This is a genomic window from Pseudomonas sp. 3B-A001-10F (assembly GCF_056313565.1).
The window spans coordinates 133,063-151,051 of the sequence record NZ_JBQYFW010000007.1 but is presented as its reverse complement, the minus strand read 5'-3'; the positions used below and the strand labels follow the sequence as shown (position 1 = coordinate 151,051).

Below are 17,989 nucleotides of genomic sequence, written 5' to 3'. Positions count from 1 at the left end.
AACCTCAGGCAATACGTGGGTCTGGATTGTCCAGGACGCTGTCTGTCTGCTCGGCACGGAAGGTTTTCAGTACCGCGTGGAACTGCGGATGCTTGGCGCCGAGGATGCTCGCCGAGAGCAGGGCAGCGTTGATCGCGCCGGCCTTGCCGATGGCCAGGGTGGCGACCGGAATGCCCGCTGGCATCTGCACGATCGACAGCAGCGAGTCGACGCCCGAGAGCATGGCCGACTGCACCGGCACACCCAGCACCGGCAGGTGGGTCTTGGCCGCACACATGCCTGGCAAGTGGGCTGCGCCACCGGCACCGGCGATGATCACCTCGATGCCACGACCTTCAGCCTCTTCGGCGTACTGGAACAGCAGATCCGGGGTGCGGTGGGCAGAGACCACTTTGACCTCGTACGGGATGCCGAGCTTTTCCAGCATATCGGCGGTGTGGCTAAGGGTGGACCAATCGGACTTGGAGCCCATGATCACGCCAACCAGTGCACTCATCGTCGCGCCTCTTCTCTCTGGAGCGCCCGCAGGCGCGTCATAAAACAACAAGCCACGCAGGTTGCGTGGCTTGATTGTACGAAAAATGGCCGGACGTGCCGGCCGAAGGCCGCGCAGTATACCGCAAAGAAAGCAATAAACAGCCCCCGAAACGACCATCTGTCAAATGAGCGAAAGGCCCGGTTTTATTGACTTTAAGGTCAGCGCAGACGCACCTCAAATTCCATTGTGGGAGCGAGCCTGCTCGTGAAGAGGGAGTATCAGTCAGCATTTATGTTGTCTGACACACCGCTTTCGCGAGCAGGCTCGCTCCCACAGGGGCCGCGGGTGGGTTCAGGAGTTTTGTGCGGCGCCGCCTTCTAGCTTGCGCCACAGCAGACGGACGTTGGCTTTACGCACCAAGGCGCAGCGATACAGGCGAATTTCCAGCGGCACATGCCATTGCGGGCCGCCGCAGACCACCAGCTCGCCACGAGCCAGCTCAGCACGCACGCTCAATTGCGGTACCCAGGCGATACCCAGGCCTTCCAGTGCCATGCTTTTCAGACTGTCAGCCATCGCCGTTTCGTAAATAGTGGTGAAACGCAGCTGACGCTGACGCAGCAAACCATTCACCGAACGTCCGAGAAACGCACCGGCGCTATACGCCAGCAACGGCACGCTCGCATCACCTTCGAGATCGAACAGGGGCTTGCCCTCGGCATCCGCCGCACACACAGGGAGCATTTCCGTCTGGCCCAAATGCAATGAAGGGAAAATCTCCGGGTCCATCTGCATTGCCGCATCCGGATCGTAGAACGCCAGCATCAAATCACAGCCACCTTCGCGCAACGCATGCACCGCATCGCCGACGTTGGTTGCAACCAATCGGGTGGCGATGTTCAACCCTTCATTACGCAACTGCGCGATCCAGCGCGGGAAGAAACCCAGCGCCAAGGAGTGAGCGGCAGCGACCTGCATCACTTCGCCCTGCCCGCCTTCCAGATGATGCAGATGGCGCAGCACTTCACCGAGCTGCTCGACCACGGTGCGCGCGGTCACCAGAAACAACTGCCCCGCTGCCGTCAGTTCGATCGGCGTGCGCGAGCGGTTGACCAGAGTCAGCCCCAGCGCAGCCTCCAGACTGCGAATCCGTCGGCTGAACGCCGGCTGGGTCACGAAGCGCCGTTCGGCCGCCTGCGAAAAGCTGCGGGTGGCGGCCAGAGCACTGAAGTCCTCGAGCCATTTGCTTTCCAGATTCATCACGTCCTCCAGGACACGCACCAAAACAGGTCACACGTCTGCCGCGCACGCGGCGTCACACGGGCATTATGCCGAATGTGCATAGGGCAGTGCTGAACAGCATTGGCCCAAAATTTCCCACAAGCCTAGCATTCGCAGCGTTCCGGCACAGACCGGGTCCATATCGAGATGATTTCTATCATGTCCTCCGCTGCATCTTTCCGCACAGAAAACGACCTGCTTGGCGCCCTCGAAGTACCGGCTCAAGCGTATTACGGCATCCAGACCCTGCGAGCGGTGAACAACTTCCGTCTCTCCGGCGTTCCGATTTCGCATTACCCGAAACTGGTTGTCGGCCTGGCGATGGTCAAACAGGCCGCCGCTGACGCCAACCGCGAGTTGGGTCACCTGAGCGAAGCCAAGCACGCTGCCATCAGCGAAGCCTGTGCCCGATTGATCCGCGGTGATTTCCACGAAGAGTTCGTGGTCGACATGATTCAAGGTGGCGCCGGTACTTCCACCAACATGAACGCCAACGAAGTGATCGCCAACATTGCTCTGGAAGCAATGGGTCACCAGAAAGGCGAGTACCAGTACCTGCACCCGAACGACGACGTCAACATGGCGCAGTCGACCAACGACGCCTACCCAACGGCGATCCGTCTGGGTCTGCTGCTCGGTCACGACACCCTGCTGGCCAGCCTCGACAGCCTGATTCAGGCGTTCGCGGCCAAGGGCAAAGAATTCGATCACGTCCTGAAAATGGGCCGTACCCAGCTGCAAGACGCCGTGCCGATGACCCTCGGCCAGGAATTCCGCGCGTTCGCCACCACCATGGGCGAGGACCTGGCGCGTCTGAAGTCGCTGGCCCCGGAACTGCTGACTGAAGTGAACCTGGGCGGCACCGCGATCGGTACCGGCATCAACGCCGACCCGCGTTATCAAGCGCTGGCTGTACAGCGTCTGGCCCTGATCAGCGGTCAACCGGTAGTGCCGGCGGCCGACCTGATCGAAGCGACTTCCGACATGGGCGCCTTCGTGCTGTTCTCCGGCATGCTCAAGCGCACCGCAGTCAAGCTGTCGAAGATCTGCAACGACCTGCGCCTGCTGTCCAGCGGCCCACGCACCGGCATCAACGAAATCAACCTGCCAGCGCGTCAGCCAGGCAGCTCGATCATGCCCGGCAAGGTCAACCCGGTGATCCCGGAAGCCGTTAACCAGGTAGCGTTCCAGGTCATCGGTAACGACCTGGCGCTGACCATGGCAGCCGAAGGCGGCCAACTGCAGCTGAACGTGATGGAGCCGCTGATCGCCTTCAAGATCTTCGACTCGATCCGCCTGCTGCAACGCGCCATGGACATGCTGCGCGAGCACTGCATCGTCGGCATCACCGCCAACGAAGCGCGCTGCCGCGAACTGGTCGAACACTCGATTGGTCTGGTTACCGCACTGAACCCGTACATCGGCTACAAAAACGCCACCCGTATTGCCGGCCTCGCCCTTGAAAGCGGCCGCGGCGTACTGGAACTGGTGCGCGAAGAAGGTCTGCTCGACGAAGCCATGCTCGCCGACATTCTGCGCCCGGAAAACATGATTGCTCCGCGTCTGGTTCCGCTTAAAGCCTGAGCCGACGCGTAGTTTGTAGCACCGCTCACCAGGTCGAGGGACTAGACACCTCTCACCTTTTGAGGGCTTGGGGATTTGTCCCCAAGCCCTTTTTTTTAACTTTCTGACCCTGAGACCCGTATGTCTGGGGACTGAACAATGGGGGAGTCCGCTCCCACAAAAAAGCAGTTCCCGCACAAGCCCGGCGCCGGTAACGCCGGGTGTTTCACAGCTTCGTTTCGTCGCTTGCACCACAACCGTGCAGACGGGCGCCGCACTGATCGGTATAGTGCCGCCCCTCTTCGCGTGAGCGGTCGTCGGTAACGAGGCCACAACCCATGCGAAACCCGAACTAATAACAAACCCGCGAAATGGATTCGGGACGAAACCATCGCCTCACCTGTCGTGCCGTGCGCACACCGGTGTAACACGATATTTCTACCATCCAGCATTTGCTCACACAAAAAACAGCGAGGAAAAATCCATGCTCGAAGTCATCAACGACTTCCTCTCAGGGAAAGTACTGATCGTGCTCATTGTCGGGCTCGGTAGCTACTTCACGATTCGCTCGCGTTTCGTTCAATTGCGGCACTTCTTCCACATGTTCGCGGTGTTCCGCGACAGCCTCAAAGGCAGCGCCGGGCAACTCAGCTCGTTCCAGGCCCTGATGCTCAGCCTTGCCGGCCGTGTCGGTGCAGGCAACATCGCCGGTGTCGGCATCGCCGTGACCCTGGGTGGTCCAGGTGCGGTCTTCTGGATGTGGGTGACCGCACTGGTCGGCATGTCCAGCAGCTTCTTCGAATGCACCCTGGCCCAAGTCTACAAGCGCGCCGATGGCGACGGCCTGTACCGTGGCGGTCCGGCTTACTACATCCAGCACGGCCTGAAACTCAAAGGCATGGCGGTGGTGTTCTCGGTCCTGCTGCTGGTCACCTACGGCTTTGCCTTCATTGGCCTGCAGTCCTACACCGTGACTCACTCGCTGCAGAACGCCTTTGAATTCAACCCACAACACACCGGTATCGTCCTGGCAGTGTTGCTGGCCATCACTTTCATCGGCGGCATCAAGCGCATTGCCTCGGTGTCCGACCTGCTGGTACCGATCAAGACCCTCGCCTATATCGGCGTGACCCTGTATGTGATCGGTACTCAGATCGAACACGTACCAGCCATGCTGGAAACCATCTTCAAGAGCGCCTTCGGCCTCGACCCTGCCTTTGGTGGCCTGCTCGGCAGCGCCATTGTCATGGGCGTGAAGCGTGGCGTGTTCGCCAACGAAGCAGGCTTGGGCAGTGCGCCGAACGTCGCTGCCGTGGCTGCCGTGAAGCACCCGGGCGCCCAGGGCGTGGTTCAGGCCTTCAGCGTGTTCCTCGACACCTTCGTGATTTGCACCTGCACCGCGCTGCTGATTCTGCTGTCGGGCTTCTACACCCCGGGCTTCGAAGGTGACGGCATCGTCCTGACCCAGAACTCGCTGGCCGCTGTGGTCGGTGACTGGGGTCGCATGTTCGTCAGCGTCGCGCTGTCGCTGTTCGTCTTCACTTGCATCCTCTACAACTACTACCTGGGCGAAAACAGCCTGCAGTTCCTCACCCGCAACCGCGCCGCGCTGATGATTTTCCGCGGCCTGGTGCTGGCGCTGGTGGTATGGGGTTCGATGCAGGACCTGTCGACCGTGTTCGCCTTCGCCGACATCACCATGACCTGTCTGGCCTTCGTCAACCTGGTGGCCTTGGCCATGCTGTTCAAGGTCGGCATGCGCGTAATGCGCGACTACGACGAGCAGCGCCGTGCCGGCGTTAAACAGCCCGTGTTCGACTCCAGCAAATTTACCGATCTGGATCTCGACCTGAAGGCCTGGCCGACCAACCCGTCTGCCGCTGCCGACAAGACCGAAGCCGAGCCGCAAGGCGTACCTGCAGCGCAACGCTGACAGGTGAATGACGGGCGCATCCTCTGCGCCCGTCAGTTATTGTGATGCAATAACTTGTAGGAGTGAGCCTGCTCGCGATAGCTGTCTTTCAGCCAACACTAATGTTGAATGATGAACCGCTATCGCGAGCAGGCTCACTCCTACAATGTCATCTCTTGTGGAGACCCTCAGATGATTGCCAATTCCTACCCAGCTGCCCAACACGTCATGGTGCTCTACACCGGTGGCACCATCGGCATGCAGGCCAGCGCCAACGGTCTGGCCCCGGCATCCGGTTTCGAAGCGCGGATGCGCGACTACTTGCACAGTCAGCCTGAGCTCGTTGTGCCGCAGTGGCGCTTCCGGGAAATGTCGCCGCTGATCGACAGCGCCAACATGACCCCGGCCTATTGGCAGCAACTGCGTGAAGCGGTGGTCGATGCCGTGGATGTGCAAGGTTGCGACAGCGTGCTGATCCTGCACGGCACCGACACCCTGGCTTACAGTGCGGCGGCGATGAGCTTCCAGTTACTGGGGCTGAATGCTCGCGTGTGTTTCACCGGCTCCATGCTGCCGGCCGGTGTTACCGACAGCGATGCCTGGGAAAACCTCGGCGGCGCACTGGTCGCCCTCGGCCAAGGCCTGGCGCCCGGTGTGCATCTGTACTTCCACGGTGAGCTACTGGCGCCAACCCGTTGCGCGAAGGTGCGCAGCTTCGGCCGTCATCCGTTCAAACGACTTGAGCGTCAGGGCGGCGGCGTGAAAGCGCCTTCGATTCCAGCGTCGTTGAACTACAACCAGCCGAAGCAACTGGCCAAGGTTGCCGTGCTGCCACTGTTCCCCGGCATCAGCGCCGAAGTCCTTGATGGTCTGCTCGCCAGCGGCATTCAGGGTCTGGTGCTGGAGTGCTACGGCAGCGGTACAGGGCCGAGCGACAACCCTGAGTTTCTGGCAAGCCTTGGCCGTGCGCGGGATAACGGCGTAGTCGTTGTGGCGGTCACGCAATGCCATGAAGGCGGCGTTGAGCTGGATGTTTACGAGGCTGGCAGTCGATTGCGCGGTGTCGGCGTGTTGTCCGGTGGTGGCATGACTCGTGAGGCGGCGTTCGGCAAGTTGCATGGAATGCTCGGTGCAGGGCTGGAAACGGCGGAAATGCGTCGGCTGATCGAACTGGATTTGTGTGGTGAGTTGCTCTGAGCAAGGCTCTGGATCGGCCCTCACCCTCTCCCGGAGGGGAGGGCACTGACCGAGTTGTTTTTCGCTGTCCGTCGACCTGATAAATCGCGTCGATTGTGGATTCGGCAGAGATGTATCACCTCGGTGCATCTCGCCAATATCCCCCAATCGGCCCCCTCTACCTTTGGGAGAGGGTTGGGGTGAGGGGCTGCTGCGGCATGCAATTTGCTGCGTTCCAGCCATCCTCAGGCTGGAAGATCTTATGCTGCACTCCCACCTCACCACCCTCAACGCCGTCTCGCTAATCCTCAACACCTTCAAAGCCGAAGGCCTGTCGAGCGAAGCGTTGCTGGCCGGCAGCGGCATCAGTGCGGCGGATCTCAGCCGGGCCGACACGCGCATCACCACCAATCAGGAGATGCAGGTCTGCGCCAATGCAGTCGCGCTTAAGCACGACATCGGCCTGGAGCTGGGCCGGCGCATGCACGTTTCCTGCTACGGCATCCTTGGCTATGCCTTGCTGACCTGTGCCACCTTCGGTGACGCTTTGCGTCTGGCGATTCGTTATCCGGCGCTGTTGGGAACACTTTTCGAACTGAGTCTGGAGGACGATGGCGAACGCGTCTGGTTCGTCGCTGCCGATTATCGCGAGAGCCCGGCGATGGCGGTGTTCAATGCCGAGTTCTGCCTGGTGTCGCTGAAAGTCATTTGTGATGACCTGCTCGGGCATCCGCTGCCCTTGCTCGCCACGCGCTTCGAACACGCCGCACCGGATTACCGTGACAGTTATGCCGAGCACTTCGACAGCCCGCTGCACTTCGCCGCCAAGGACAACGCCTTCGCCTTCGACCGTCACTGGCTCGATCAACCGCTGCCGCTGGCCGATGCCATCACCCATCAAGCCATGGCCGAACGCTGCCGCAAGCAGAACCTTGAGTTCACCGGACGCCAAGCGTGGCTCGGGCGCATCCGCCAGTTGCTCAGCGCCCAACTGAACGCCGCGCCGGGGCTGGAAGGTCTGGCGCAACAGATGAAGTGCTCACCACGCACTCTGCGCCGGCATCTCAAGGACATGGGCTGCAGCTATCAGGAATTGCTCGATGAACTGCGCTTCGAGCGAGCCAAGCAGATGTTGTGTGAGGATCAGTTGCCGATCTACCGCATCGCCGAGACCCTTGGCTTCAGTGAGACTGCGAGCTTTCGTCATGCCTTCGTGCGCTGGAGCGGCGTGGCGCCGAGTCAATTCCGGGCCTGAGGGGCGAATTGCGGTCAGTTTTTTTGGCCATATCCATCCCCTTTTGGCCTTTCCTGCCGTTTTCCGATTCACCTCGCGCCGCAACACTGGGAGCAACCGAATCAGCCCTGCGGAGAACAACAAATGCTGACGATCTACTCGGACGATCACCACCTGCACCATGGCCGCTGCGAACTCATCGATGGCCAACTGAAGCCGTGCTTCGAGATGCCGTCGCGCGCCGACCATGTGCTGCAGCGCGTTAAAAACCAGAACCTCGGCCCGGTCGAAGCGCCGAAGGATTTCGGTCTGGAGCCGATCGCCCGCATCCACAGCCGTGACTACCTCGACTTTTTCAAAGGCGCGTGGGCGCGCTGGACTGAATTCAATACCGACGGCGATCTGCTGCCCTACACCTGGCCGGCGCGCACTCTGCGTGCAATCAAACCGACCAGCCTGCACGGCCAGCTCGGCTATTACAGCTTCGATGGCGGCGCACCGATCACCGCCGGCACCTGGCAAGCGGCGTACAGCGCGGCGCAAGTTGCCCTGACCGCGCAAGCAGAAATCCAGCGTGGCGCGCGCGCTGCCTTCGCGTTGTGCCGGCCACCGGGACACCACGCTGCCAGCGATTTGATGGGCGGTTATTGCTACCTCAACAACGCCGCCATCGCTGCACAAGCCTTTCTCGATCAGGGCCACAGGAAAGTCGCGATCCTCGACGTCGACTATCATCACGGCAACGGCACGCAATCGATTTTCTACGCGCGCAGCGACGTGCTGTTCACCTCGATCCACGGCCACCCGGAAGCAGAGTTTCCGTTTTTCCTCGGCTACGACGATGAGCGTGGAGAAGGCGCTGGGGAAGGTTTCAACTTCAACTATCCGCTAGCCGCCGGCTCCGGCTGGGACGTGTGGAGTGCGGCGCTGGATCAGGCCTGCGACGAGATCGATCGCTACGGCGCCGACGTCATTGTCGTATCGCTCGGCGTCGACACCTTCAAGGATGACCCGATTTCGCAGTTCAAACTCGACAGCCCCGATTACCTGGCGATGGGCAAGCGCATCGCTGCACTCGGCAAACCGACATTGTTCGTCATGGAGGGCGGTTACGCGGTGGAGGAAATCGGCATCAACGCGGTGAACGTACTGGAAGGCTTCGAACGATAACCGGATTCCCGTCGCAATCGTAAACACCAGACCCGCCCAGGCGGGTCTTTTTTTGCCCGCAATATGTATGTACCGCACGTGCGCCGCCGCTCGCCGCTACCTTGCCCGGACCGCCGCCCTTGGGCGCGCCCATCAGAGCAGGAGTTGCCCATGCCCGAAATCCCCTCGCCCAGCGCCGTCGATGTCGTGACTCAACTGGTGACCGGCCCTTCACTGCGAGAAGTTGCGTCGAAAACGCTGCGCCCCGCGCTCAGGACGCTGTATCCCGACCTCGATCTCGACCCGCAGCTGGCCATGGTCGTAAGACCGACCTGGGTCATTGAAGATGATCGGGTCGTCCCGGGTCGCCACCTGATCGAATCGCTGACCGACACCCTGGTACGCCTGGGCCTCTCCGGCACGACTGTGGCGTATCTCGACGGTGAGCATTATCTGACCTTGCAGCCCGACCTGCCGCCCGCCATCCAGCTGCCGGTGAAAATCAGCGCGATCGGTAAGCTGCTCAATGAGCTGGCACCGTTGCTGTTCATCGCCTACAAGGAACACCAGGTCAATTACTGGGATGATTTCACCTACCCAGGGCAGCCGCGCTGGCAGCAGATGTCACAGGCCCTGCGCAATTTGTGGAAGGTCGACGCGAACCCTGGCTGGGATGCCGACCAGCGAGCCATGGCCGAAGCGCTTTATAAATACCCGGACAAACACCAGCGACTGCCCACCGACAAATACAAGACCCGCGCCTGCCTGATTGATCTTGACCGTGGCGAGGGTGACGAGCAGAAGCATGTGACCCTGCTCGATACCGCGGTACTGATCGGCACCGATGACAAGCGCACCTTGATCATGACCCACTCGGTGCTGCAGGGCTTCGAGAGTTTTCAATCGCTGGAAAAACTCGGCGAAGCCCTGCCGCGTCGTTATTGGCAAGGTGCCTCCGGTGCCGGGTTGAAATGGCGACTGGTCGAACCACAGGGCCATTTCTTCGACTATCAAGCCTGCACACTGGTCGCCCTGGAAGCCGAGGCGCTGGGCGCGATCAATTATTTTCAGGGTTCGAGTTCCAGCGAGCTATATCCGCACACCGGGACTGTCGGCAATCCGCGAGAGCCGACACCGCGCCTCAAACCTCATATCGATCGCCTGCGTCCGATGCTGCCAGAATGGCTCGACAGCGCCTCTCCCGCCGATCAAACCCGTTACAGCCGGCATCTGCTGGATCTGACGATGGTGCAGCACACGAACAAGGGAAAATCATTTCAAAGCGAAGTCATCAGCCTGCAAGCGTTCACCCGTGATGCCCTGAAACAACAGATAGCCAAGGATCATCCGCAAGCCGGCGAGGTGAGGATCGATGACATCGAGATCAGCATCACCAGCCTGGTGGTCTGGGGCACATTTGTCTTTCCGGGTAACACGCAGACCAAGACGCTGTCGCTCATTGAACTCGCGCTGCAGAACCTCGCGGGGCAGCCAGCCGGCAACAAAACCGTACGTTACAAGGATGGCGGCGTGTTGCCTGAGTGGATGACCGCAAGCTACCTGCAACAACTGGTCAGCAGCGTCGATATCGGCCAGACCTACCCGGCGTACCTGCAAAACCTGCTGATTGACAACAATGAGCAGGCGTCGGCAGTGCAAGCACTTTATGCCAGCCAGTTGCCCATCGAGCTGCCGCTGCTGGCGTTACAGCACAAAATACAGGGCAAGACCGGCATCACTGAACAGGGTTACCGCTATGTGGTTGCCGCACTGGCAAACACCGGCGATGAGCGTCATGTCGATCGCGATGAAATCGTCATTCGCCCGCTGGGGTTCGTGGCCCATCGCAGTCGATCACAGGCGGACATCGTCAATAATATGTTCATCATCGGCCCGCGCGAGGCGGACAAAGGGCCGTGCCTCCTTTATCGACCACTGTTCGAAACGGCACTGATGCAATTTCCCTCACACGCCAACCTGTTTTACGAGATCCAGCACTCACAGGAGCTGCGCGAGTCGGTCCTGGCCTGGTTGCCGGACGATGTGCGCTTCAAGTACAGCCAGTTCGTCTTCACCGCCCGATTGCCTTCAGTCTGGACTATCCCGCAATTGCTGGTGAACCCCTTCACCGCTTTCGACATGTCCGGCCCCGTTACGCTGGCGACCGCAACGATTGAGCACGATGTACTGGCGACCCTGCATAACAGCAACGTGCAGGCTGTCATCACCCAGGCCGATCGGCAATCGGTCTCTGATGCAGAAGCACGCTGGGCAACGCTCAAACACGGCGGCTGGATGCTGTTCAACGCGGCGTTGCCATTCCTCGGGCGCAGCGTCGGCACGGCAGCGTGGATCTGGCAGATCATGGACGACCTGCAAGAGATCAGCGACGAGGCCAATGAGCAATCCGGCAAGCTTGCCTGGACAGCCCTCACCGACATTCTCCTGGCCTTGGGCATGGTGCTCGCCCATCGCGCAGCGGTCGGCGACAAGCCATTCAGCGAGTCGATCCCGCAGGAAGAACCCACCGCCACCGTCACCACCGAACTCGTCGTCAGCAAACCGTTGCAGTTGCCGGACGTATCCAGCACTGCACTGCCCGTTGCGCATGAGATGGTGGTCAACCCCTTCACGGCGCTGAAACGATCCCCGGTCGCACTCGCAGCGCTGCTCGACAGCTTTCAGATCGCCAAACCCAAAGGCATCGGCGATGCCGCCACCGAGGGCACGCACAGGCATCTTTATCCCCGCCAACAACAGTGGTTCGCTCCCGTAGGCCAGCGCTGGTTCGAAGTCATGCTCAATGAGCACGCCGAGGTGCAGATCATCGACTCGCGCCAGCAACCGCCACGCAACGGGCCGCAACTGACCCGCACGGCCAACGGCCAATGGGTGGTCGACCTTCGCTTGCGCCTGCGAGGCGGCGGACTTGACAGCGCACTTGAGGCCGTTCAGGACGTGAGCAAAATGGACGCCAGGCAACTGACTGCCGAAATCAGTGCGTTCGACGTAACGATGAAAGCCAAGCAGATTCAGCGTGATGCTGACCACAAAGCCTTCAACGATGCGGTCGGGCAAGCACGAGGACCGGCACGCGAGCACTATCTGGCAACGCTAGACGCACAGCTCAAAGCGTACGGCGCGAATATTGAACAGATCAAGGCGTTGAATCAGAAAGAGCCGATTCCGAACTACCGGACCGTCATGATTGAGCGACTGCAAATGCAGCTGTTTCTCGGGCAGGAATGGCTCGACCTGCATTCCGCCGTATTTCGGACTGACCTGAAGGCCATGCAGACAATGCTTGCCGATGAAGCCGGTTTCATCGCGCAGGCGTTTGTTCAGACCTTTGAAAGAATGACCCTCCAGACCCAGGCCATCATTGAAAAAACAGAGTTGGCCAATAGCCGTTTTGACGAACTGACGTTGTTGGGAAAAGATGCCGTCAAAATTATTCCAACCTATCGCAAGGCATTGCCGAAATATGATCTGAACGACCTCAAGCTTTTGCAGATCAGTATTGGCCAAGAGATTTGCATCAAGGCCGGTACGACAGCGGACGCCGCCAATGCCTATCAGGCACTCGCCAGTCTCGTCGAAGACGCCGCGTTGAGTATCCAGAGCACGCTGAATCTGACCGAGGATGAAAGCCTCGACAACCTGCGCGAACGCATCGATGTCCTGAGCAATGTGGCCGAACAGTTTTCCGCTATCGATCAGCGCTTTGGTGATCTGCTCATCGACTACCCCGAACAGATCAACACTGAGCGACTGCAGCATGTGCGTAAACGGGTAAACGGGTTCAGGGCGCGCACGGATGTAAAACTGGCCGAGTTGCTGCACTTCAAGCACCTGCTGGGACCGACACCGGGGCCTTCGAAGGCGAGATCATCAACGCGCCAGATCATCAAAACCCAATCCAGAGGCACGGTAGTCGGCAATCGAAAAAAACGCATCAAGGGGCAAAAATCCGACCAGGTGGAAGTACGAACCACCCTGACGGGTGTCATCGCCACATTCCAGGAAGAGTCACCCGGTGTCTGGGTAGAACAGCGCACGGCAAAGACCCGCCAACCCAAGGCCCATTCTTCCGTGAGTGCCAGCAGCCGTGCCGGCCAGGCGCTGATCGACGGCCTGGATGCATTCCACCAACGTGTCGAGGCTCACCTCAAACGAGGGCGGCGGATACCTGTCGAGGTCGAGGAGGAATACCACAAGCATGCCGCTGTCTTGCGCGAAGCCAATGCGGCGATTGATGAAGCATTGACCGCCAGTAATCTGACCGCAGACTTCAAAAAGCCGACCGAAGAAATCAGCCACAAGCTTGACGAGGCCGCTAACGCCCTTGACGAAAAAGGCACCAGCATTCGCATCGGACTGGTCAAACAACAACCACCGACTGCGGCGAGGGTGCAGTGGCTCAAAGAAAAAGGTGAAGTAACGGTCTCCAAAACCATTACCCGTCGCCGGCTCAAAGGCCACTCAAGGGGTTTTCTCGACGAATACGAAGTACGCGATGCCCACATCGGCAAGGTGCTGTGTTACGCACACTTCCACTACAGCAGTGTCGACGCTCCCGTCGCTTCGTTCACCGCCGGGCATATGAAAACAGTCGCGCAACGACACATCGGCGGTTCCCACGAGCCGAGCGATCCCACCAGTTCGCAGCTCCTCGAAATCCATCGCAGCGAGATTTCACGACAGTCAGCCGAGCATCTGTTCTTCACGCCTGCCAAACCTGCCGCAAGCGCTTCAGTGCCGCTGTAATGTCAGGTTCAGGGACGGCGGCAAAGCCCAGGACCAGCCCGGCACGCTGGTCCAGCGGTGTAGTGGAGTCCGGCAGCCAGTAACTGCTCAAGCCGTTGATCTCCACGTCAACGCCTGCTGCCTGCGCAATCAACTGCTGCTCGCGTTCGATGCTTGTTACGGCCACGGTCAGGTGCAGCCCGGCGGAAACGGCGGGCAAATCTCCAACACCGGCAATGGCGGTCGGCCAACCGTGGAGCAAGGTATTGCGACGGCTCAGGGCGGCGCGGCGCATGCGCCGGATATGCCGCTGGAAATGCCCGGCCGCCATGAACTCGGCCATCACCGCTTGGGTACTGACCTCGGAATGGCGGACATCCACCGCGCGGCGTTGCGAGAAGGCATCGACCAGCGCCGGCGGCAGCACCAGATAACCGAGGCGCAATGCCGGAAAGGCAACCTTGCCGAAAGTGCCGACATACAGCACTCGCCCCTGTCGATCGAGTGCCGCCAACGGCGCCAGCGGCGCACCGGTGTAGCGGTATTCGCCATCGTAGTCGTCCTCGACGATCCAGCCTTGGTTGCGCTCGGCCCAAGCGAGCAGTTCGAGGCGCCGGGCAAGACTCATCACCACGCCTGTCGGGTACTGATGAGAGGGCGTGACATACGCCACACGACAATCCCCGGTGGCCGACAACGCCGAGCAGTCCATGCCCTCCTCGTCCACGGCAATCCCGTGCAAACGAGCGCCCGCCACCGCGAACGCATGACCGGCCGCGCGGTAACCCGGATTCTCGATCGCCACACCGTCGCCCGGCTCCACCAGCAGCTGTGCACAAAGACTAATGCCTTGCTGTGCGCCGCTGGTGATCACAATTTGCTCAGGCGAGCACTGCATGCCGCGCGAGCTGCGCAAATAGGCAGCGATCATTGCACGCAGGCGCGCATCGCCGGACGGGTCGCCGTAACACAGTTGCTCCAGATCCGGTTTACGCCAGAAAGCCGCATTCAGCTTGGCCCACACCTCGAACGGGAACAGATCAAACGCCGGAACCCCGACCCGAAAGGCTCGCGGTGGACCGCTCGGTGGCTTGGACAAATGGTTGTTTTCAATGCGCGAAAAACCACCGCTGTGGATAACTTTACTGGATGAAACCACAGGTAAATCCAGCCAATTTGTGGATAAGGCTGTGGGTAAGCCTGTTGAAAACCCTGTGGATACTTTTGTGGATAGTTTTTTTGCCGAGGCCGTTACTGGCATCAATTGTGCGACGTAGGTTCCGTCCCCCACTCGCCCTTCAATAAAACCCTCGGCATAGAGTTGATCGTAGGCGCGCACAACGCTGTTACGCGAAATCCCCAGCGCCGCCGCCAGATCGCGACTGGCTGGCAACCGCGTGCCACTCGCCAGCCGTCCATCCAGTACGCGCAGGCGCAAAGCCTGATACAGCTGACGGCTCAAACCCTGACGGCGATCAAGCTCGATCCCGGCAGGGTTGAACGGCATGGATAACAGCGGCGAATCGGGCATGACAATGGACCTATGAAATTGGTCATCAATGGCTCTTACAACAGACCAATAGCCTGCCTAGGATGCTGGCATTCGCCAAGGAAAATATGCCCATGTACACGCCACGCGCCTTTGCCATCGAAGAGTTGTCCCAACTGCACGAACTGATTCTCGCCACCCGCCTCGCCATTCTGGTGAGCCATGGCGAAAGCGGCTTGCAGGCCAGCCATGTGCCGGTACTGCTGCATTGCGAACAAGGCGAGTACGGCACGCTCTACGGGCACCTGGCCCGCGCCAACCCACAGTGGAAAGACCTGCGCGACGGCGCCGAAGCCATGCTGATCTTCGCCGGCGCCGATGCCTACGTCAGCCCGGGCTTTTACCCGAGCAAAGCTGAACACGGCAAAGTCGTGCCGACCTGGAACTACATCGCCGTGCACGCTTATGGCCACGCCGAAACCTTCAGCGATGGCGGACGCCTGCTCGACATCGTCAGCACCCTCACCGACCGGCATGAGGCCGGCCGCGCCCAACCGTGGTCAGTCGCCGACGCGCCCGCCGATTACATCGACGGCATGCTCAAGGCGATTGTCGGTTTCGCCATTCCCATCGACCGTCTCGAAGGCAAGCGCAAGCTCAGCCAGAACCGCAGCGCCGAAGACATTGCCGGCGTGCGCGAAGGCCTGGCCGCCAGCCCGGACATCAATGATCAAACCCTCGCCCGATTGATGCGCTAAGGAAATCCCCCATGAGTCAGATCGACATTCGCCCGGTCAGCGCCGACGACCACGCCGCCTGGCTGCCGCTATGGCAGGCCTACCTGCGTTTCTACAACACCGAACTGCCGGACGCTGTGACGCACAGCACCTGGCAGCGTTTTCTCGACCCGAACGAACCGACCCACGCCGCCCTCGCCTGGGCTGGCGGTAAAGCGGTAGGCATGGTGCATTACATCTATCATCGTTCGAACTGGAGCATCGAAAACTCCTGCTACCTGCAGGACTTGCTGGTGGTCCCGCAGACCCGGGGCACCGGCGTCGGCCGCCGGTTGATCGAACACGTCTACGCCACCGCCAAGGCTGACGGCTGCTGCAAGGTTCATTGGTTGACCCACGAAACCAACGCCACCGCGATCCAGCTCTACGAGCGTATCGCCGAACGCCCGGGCTTCATCCAGTTTCGCCAAGCCCTTTAAGGAGACGCACGCATGACCGCTTCACTCGCTGACTGGAAAGGCGTCGCCGCCCCCACCGCCACCTTGCTTGAAGGGCGTTTTATTCGTCTGGAAAGACTCGACCCGGCGCGCCACGGTGACCAGCTGTTCGCCGCACTCGAAGGCCCCGGTGCCGACCCGAAACTGTGGGATTATTTGCCCTACGGCCCGTTCCCGGAACGCAGCGTTTTCGACGCTTGGCTGAACAACCACGCGGCCGCCAGCGACCCGTATTTCTTCAGCGTCGTCGATCGCGCCAGCGGTCAGGTACAAGGCATCCTCAGCCTGATGTCGATTGTCCCGGCCCAGGGCCGTATCGAAATCGGCCACGTCACCTTCGGCGCGCCGATGCAGCGCTCGCCGAGAAGCACCGAAGCGGTGTACCTGTTGGCCAAATATTCCTTCGAACTCGGCTACCGCCGCCTCGAATGGAAATGCAACAACGGCAACGCCCGCTCGAAATACGCCGCCGAACGTCTGGGTTTCAGCTTCGAAGGCGTGTTCCGCCAGCACATGGTGGTCAAGGGCCAGAACCGCGACACTGCGTGGTACTCGATTCTGGATGGAGAGTGGCCGGCAATTGCGGCAGGTTTCGAGCGGTGGCTGTCGGATGAAAATCAGACGCCCGACGGGCAGGTGAAAGGTTTGGTCGAGTGCCGTTCCTGATTATCTGAAAAGCAAAAGATCGCAGCCTGCGGCAGCTCCTACACGGTGAATTCAAATCCCATGCAGGAGTGGCCGCAGGCTGCGATCTTTTGATCTGCGGTTACACCAGCTTTTGCGCCAGCACCGCAATGTGCTCCGGCCCGATCCCGCAGCAACCGCCCAAATGGCTCGCACCGCGCTGCTGCCAGTCAATCGCCCAGTGCAAGTAACCCGGCGGATCCAGGTCATCGCGCAGCGGATCAAGTCCGTCATTGGCCGTAGCTTCTTTTGGCTGCGGCGGAAACGCATTGGCGTAGGCACCAAGGTGAATTTTCGCCCCCAGACGCTCGAAGGTGTCACGCGCGGCATCAATCGCGGCACCGATCACTTCCGGCTGACTGCAATTGAACAACAACGTCTCGACGCCCAACTCAGCCGCCACCGCAGCCGCCTCGGCGACTGGCTCACCAGAGCGCAGGCGCGGCACTTCATCGGTGTCTTCGTCCTTCAAGGTGAACGACAACCAGAACGGTTTGCCATCCTTCGGCAACCCGGCGTGAATGGCACGCGCCTCGATGATCGAGCTTTGGGTTTCCGCCAGCCACAGATCAACGTGCGGGGCCAGACCATTGACCAACGGCGCCAGCAACTCGGTCACTCGGTCGACGTTGAACAGATCCGGACGATAGGAGCCAAACAGCGGCGGCAATGAGCCGGCCACTCGCACGGATTTCCCCGAGGCCTGCACCGCACGTCGCGCCAACTCACCAGCCAACGCAGCCAGCGCCTGCCCTTCGGCGGCGAAACGCTCTTCGCCAATATGGAACGGCACCACGGCGTAACTGTTGGTGGTAATCACATTGGCACCACTGGCGATATAAGCGGCATGTACCGCCTGAACCGCTTGCGGCGCCTCGCTCAACGCCAGCGCCGACCACTCCGGCTGACGAAATGGCGCCCCGGCGCGCTGCAACTCACGGCCCATGCCGCCATCGAGAATAATCGTGCTGCCTGCGCCCATATGCTTTTCACTCATATGCTTATGAAAATAACTCACTATCAGAGTCGTTCTTATAACTATT

The 17,989-nt window shown here is 60.4% G+C and carries 13 protein-coding genes; 9 read left to right on the top strand and 4 right to left on the bottom strand.

All coding sequences use genetic code 11. The features are described 5' to 3' along the window. Positions 1-4 precede the first annotated feature (4 nt). Positions 5-496, bottom strand: coding sequence for a 5-(carboxyamino)imidazole ribonucleotide mutase (gene purE, locus AC0ZWN_RS09690; protein ID WP_007954291.1), 492 nt, complete (start codon positions 494-496; stop codon positions 5-7). Between the two features lie 333 nt (positions 497-829). Continuing rightward, positions 830-1,738 carry a LysR substrate-binding domain-containing protein gene (locus AC0ZWN_RS09685; RefSeq protein WP_095137742.1) on the bottom strand — a complete coding sequence of 303 codons (909 nt, stop codon included), beginning with the start codon at positions 1,736-1,738 and terminating at the stop codon, positions 830-832. Between the two features lie 180 nt (positions 1,739-1,918). Here AC0ZWN_RS09685 and aspA point away from each other — a divergent pair, with 180 nt between their 5' ends. From aspA to AC0ZWN_RS09655, 6 genes are all read left to right on the top strand, one after another. Next, the gene (gene aspA, locus AC0ZWN_RS09680) at positions 1,919-3,343 is read left to right on the top strand and encodes an aspartate ammonia-lyase (RefSeq protein ID WP_095049638.1); all 1,425 of its coding nucleotides are present in this window, start codon (positions 1,919-1,921) and stop codon (positions 3,341-3,343) included. A gap of 463 nt (positions 3,344-3,806) precedes the next feature. Beyond that, positions 3,807-5,255, top strand: a complete 1,449-nt coding sequence (locus tag AC0ZWN_RS09675; RefSeq protein ID WP_095049637.1) for an alanine/glycine:cation symporter family protein — start codon at positions 3,807-3,809, stop codon at positions 5,253-5,255. A 171-nt stretch (positions 5,256-5,426) separates the two neighbouring features. After that, positions 5,427-6,431: an asparaginase gene (locus AC0ZWN_RS09670; RefSeq protein WP_095125049.1), complete on the top strand. Its 1,005-nt coding sequence runs from the start codon at positions 5,427-5,429 to the stop codon at positions 6,429-6,431. Positions 6,432-6,672: 241 nt separating this feature from the next. Then, positions 6,673-7,665 carry an AraC family transcriptional regulator gene (locus AC0ZWN_RS09665; RefSeq protein WP_116254211.1) on the top strand — a complete coding sequence of 331 codons (993 nt, stop codon included), beginning with the start codon at positions 6,673-6,675 and terminating at the stop codon, positions 7,663-7,665. Positions 7,666-7,788: 123 nt separating this feature from the next. Then, positions 7,789-8,814: a histone deacetylase family protein gene (locus tag AC0ZWN_RS09660; RefSeq protein ID WP_476334870.1), complete on the top strand. Its 1,026-nt coding sequence runs from the start codon at positions 7,789-7,791 to the stop codon at positions 8,812-8,814. 150 nt (positions 8,815-8,964) lie between these two features. Beyond that, a complete protein-coding gene (locus AC0ZWN_RS09655; protein ID WP_476334868.1) occupies positions 8,965-13,560 on the top strand; it encodes a dermonecrotic toxin domain-containing protein in 4,596 nt (1,531 codons plus the stop codon). Here AC0ZWN_RS09655 and pdxR read toward each other — a convergent pair. Further along, complete coding sequence (pdxR, locus tag AC0ZWN_RS09650) at positions 13,517-15,070, bottom strand: MocR-like pyridoxine biosynthesis transcription factor PdxR (protein ID WP_095049632.1); 1,554 nt, start codon at positions 15,068-15,070, stop codon at positions 13,517-13,519. The two genes, AC0ZWN_RS09655 and pdxR, sit on opposite strands and share 44 nt — an antisense overlap. Before the next feature lie 92 nt (positions 15,071-15,162). Here pdxR and AC0ZWN_RS09645 point away from each other — a divergent pair, with 92 nt between their 5' ends. The 3 genes from AC0ZWN_RS09645 to AC0ZWN_RS09635 are packed head-to-tail and all read left to right on the top strand — an operon-like array spanning position 15,163 to position 16,928. Then, complete coding sequence (locus tag AC0ZWN_RS09645) at positions 15,163-15,786, top strand: FMN-binding negative transcriptional regulator (protein ID WP_093429613.1); 624 nt, start codon at positions 15,163-15,165, stop codon at positions 15,784-15,786. An 11-nt stretch (positions 15,787-15,797) separates the two neighbouring features. Beyond that, entirely contained in the window at positions 15,798-16,244 is a 447-nt protein-coding gene (locus AC0ZWN_RS09640) for a GNAT family N-acetyltransferase (RefSeq protein ID WP_099757550.1), read from the top strand. Positions 16,245-16,256: 12 nt separating this feature from the next. Beyond that, the gene (locus tag AC0ZWN_RS09635; RefSeq protein WP_095125053.1) at positions 16,257-16,928 is read left to right on the top strand and encodes a GNAT family N-acetyltransferase; all 672 of its coding nucleotides are present in this window, start codon (positions 16,257-16,259) and stop codon (positions 16,926-16,928) included. 100 nt (positions 16,929-17,028) lie between these two features. Here AC0ZWN_RS09635 and AC0ZWN_RS09630 read toward each other — a convergent pair whose 3' ends face one another. Further along, positions 17,029-17,928: a homocysteine S-methyltransferase family protein gene (locus tag AC0ZWN_RS09630; RefSeq protein WP_476334864.1), complete on the bottom strand. Its 900-nt coding sequence runs from the start codon at positions 17,926-17,928 to the stop codon at positions 17,029-17,031. Between the last annotated feature and the right edge of the window lie 61 nt (positions 17,929-17,989).

Bases quoted from the DNA above. Each gene is read 5' to 3' on its own strand.
- AC0ZWN_RS09645 (WP_093429613.1), top strand. From the start codon at position 15,163: ATGTACACGCCACGCGCCTTTGCCATCGAAGAGTTGTCCCAACTGCAC.
- AC0ZWN_RS09665 (WP_116254211.1), top strand. From the start codon at position 6,673: ATGCTGCACTCCCACCTCACCACCCTCAACGCCGTCTCGCTAATCCTC.
- purE (WP_007954291.1), bottom strand. From the start codon at position 496: ATGAGTGCACTGGTTGGCGTGATCATGGGCTCCAAGTCCGATTGGTCC.
- aspA (WP_095049638.1), top strand. From the start codon at position 1,919: ATGTCCTCCGCTGCATCTTTCCGCACAGAAAACGACCTGCTTGGCGCC.
- AC0ZWN_RS09635 (WP_095125053.1), top strand. From the start codon at position 16,257: ATGACCGCTTCACTCGCTGACTGGAAAGGCGTCGCCGCCCCCACCGCC.
- AC0ZWN_RS09660 (WP_476334870.1), top strand. From the start codon at position 7,789: ATGCTGACGATCTACTCGGACGATCACCACCTGCACCATGGCCGCTGC.
- AC0ZWN_RS09685 (WP_095137742.1), bottom strand. From the start codon at position 1,738: ATGAATCTGGAAAGCAAATGGCTCGAGGACTTCAGTGCTCTGGCCGCC.
- AC0ZWN_RS09630 (WP_476334864.1), bottom strand. From the start codon at position 17,928: ATGGGCGCAGGCAGCACGATTATTCTCGATGGCGGCATGGGCCGTGAG.
- AC0ZWN_RS09675 (WP_095049637.1), top strand. From the start codon at position 3,807: ATGCTCGAAGTCATCAACGACTTCCTCTCAGGGAAAGTACTGATCGTG.
- pdxR (WP_095049632.1), bottom strand. From the start codon at position 15,070: ATGCCCGATTCGCCGCTGTTATCCATGCCGTTCAACCCTGCCGGGATC.
- AC0ZWN_RS09640 (WP_099757550.1), top strand. From the start codon at position 15,798: ATGAGTCAGATCGACATTCGCCCGGTCAGCGCCGACGACCACGCCGCC.
- AC0ZWN_RS09655 (WP_476334868.1), top strand. From the start codon at position 8,965: ATGCCCGAAATCCCCTCGCCCAGCGCCGTCGATGTCGTGACTCAACTG.
- AC0ZWN_RS09670 (WP_095125049.1), top strand. From the start codon at position 5,427: ATGATTGCCAATTCCTACCCAGCTGCCCAACACGTCATGGTGCTCTAC.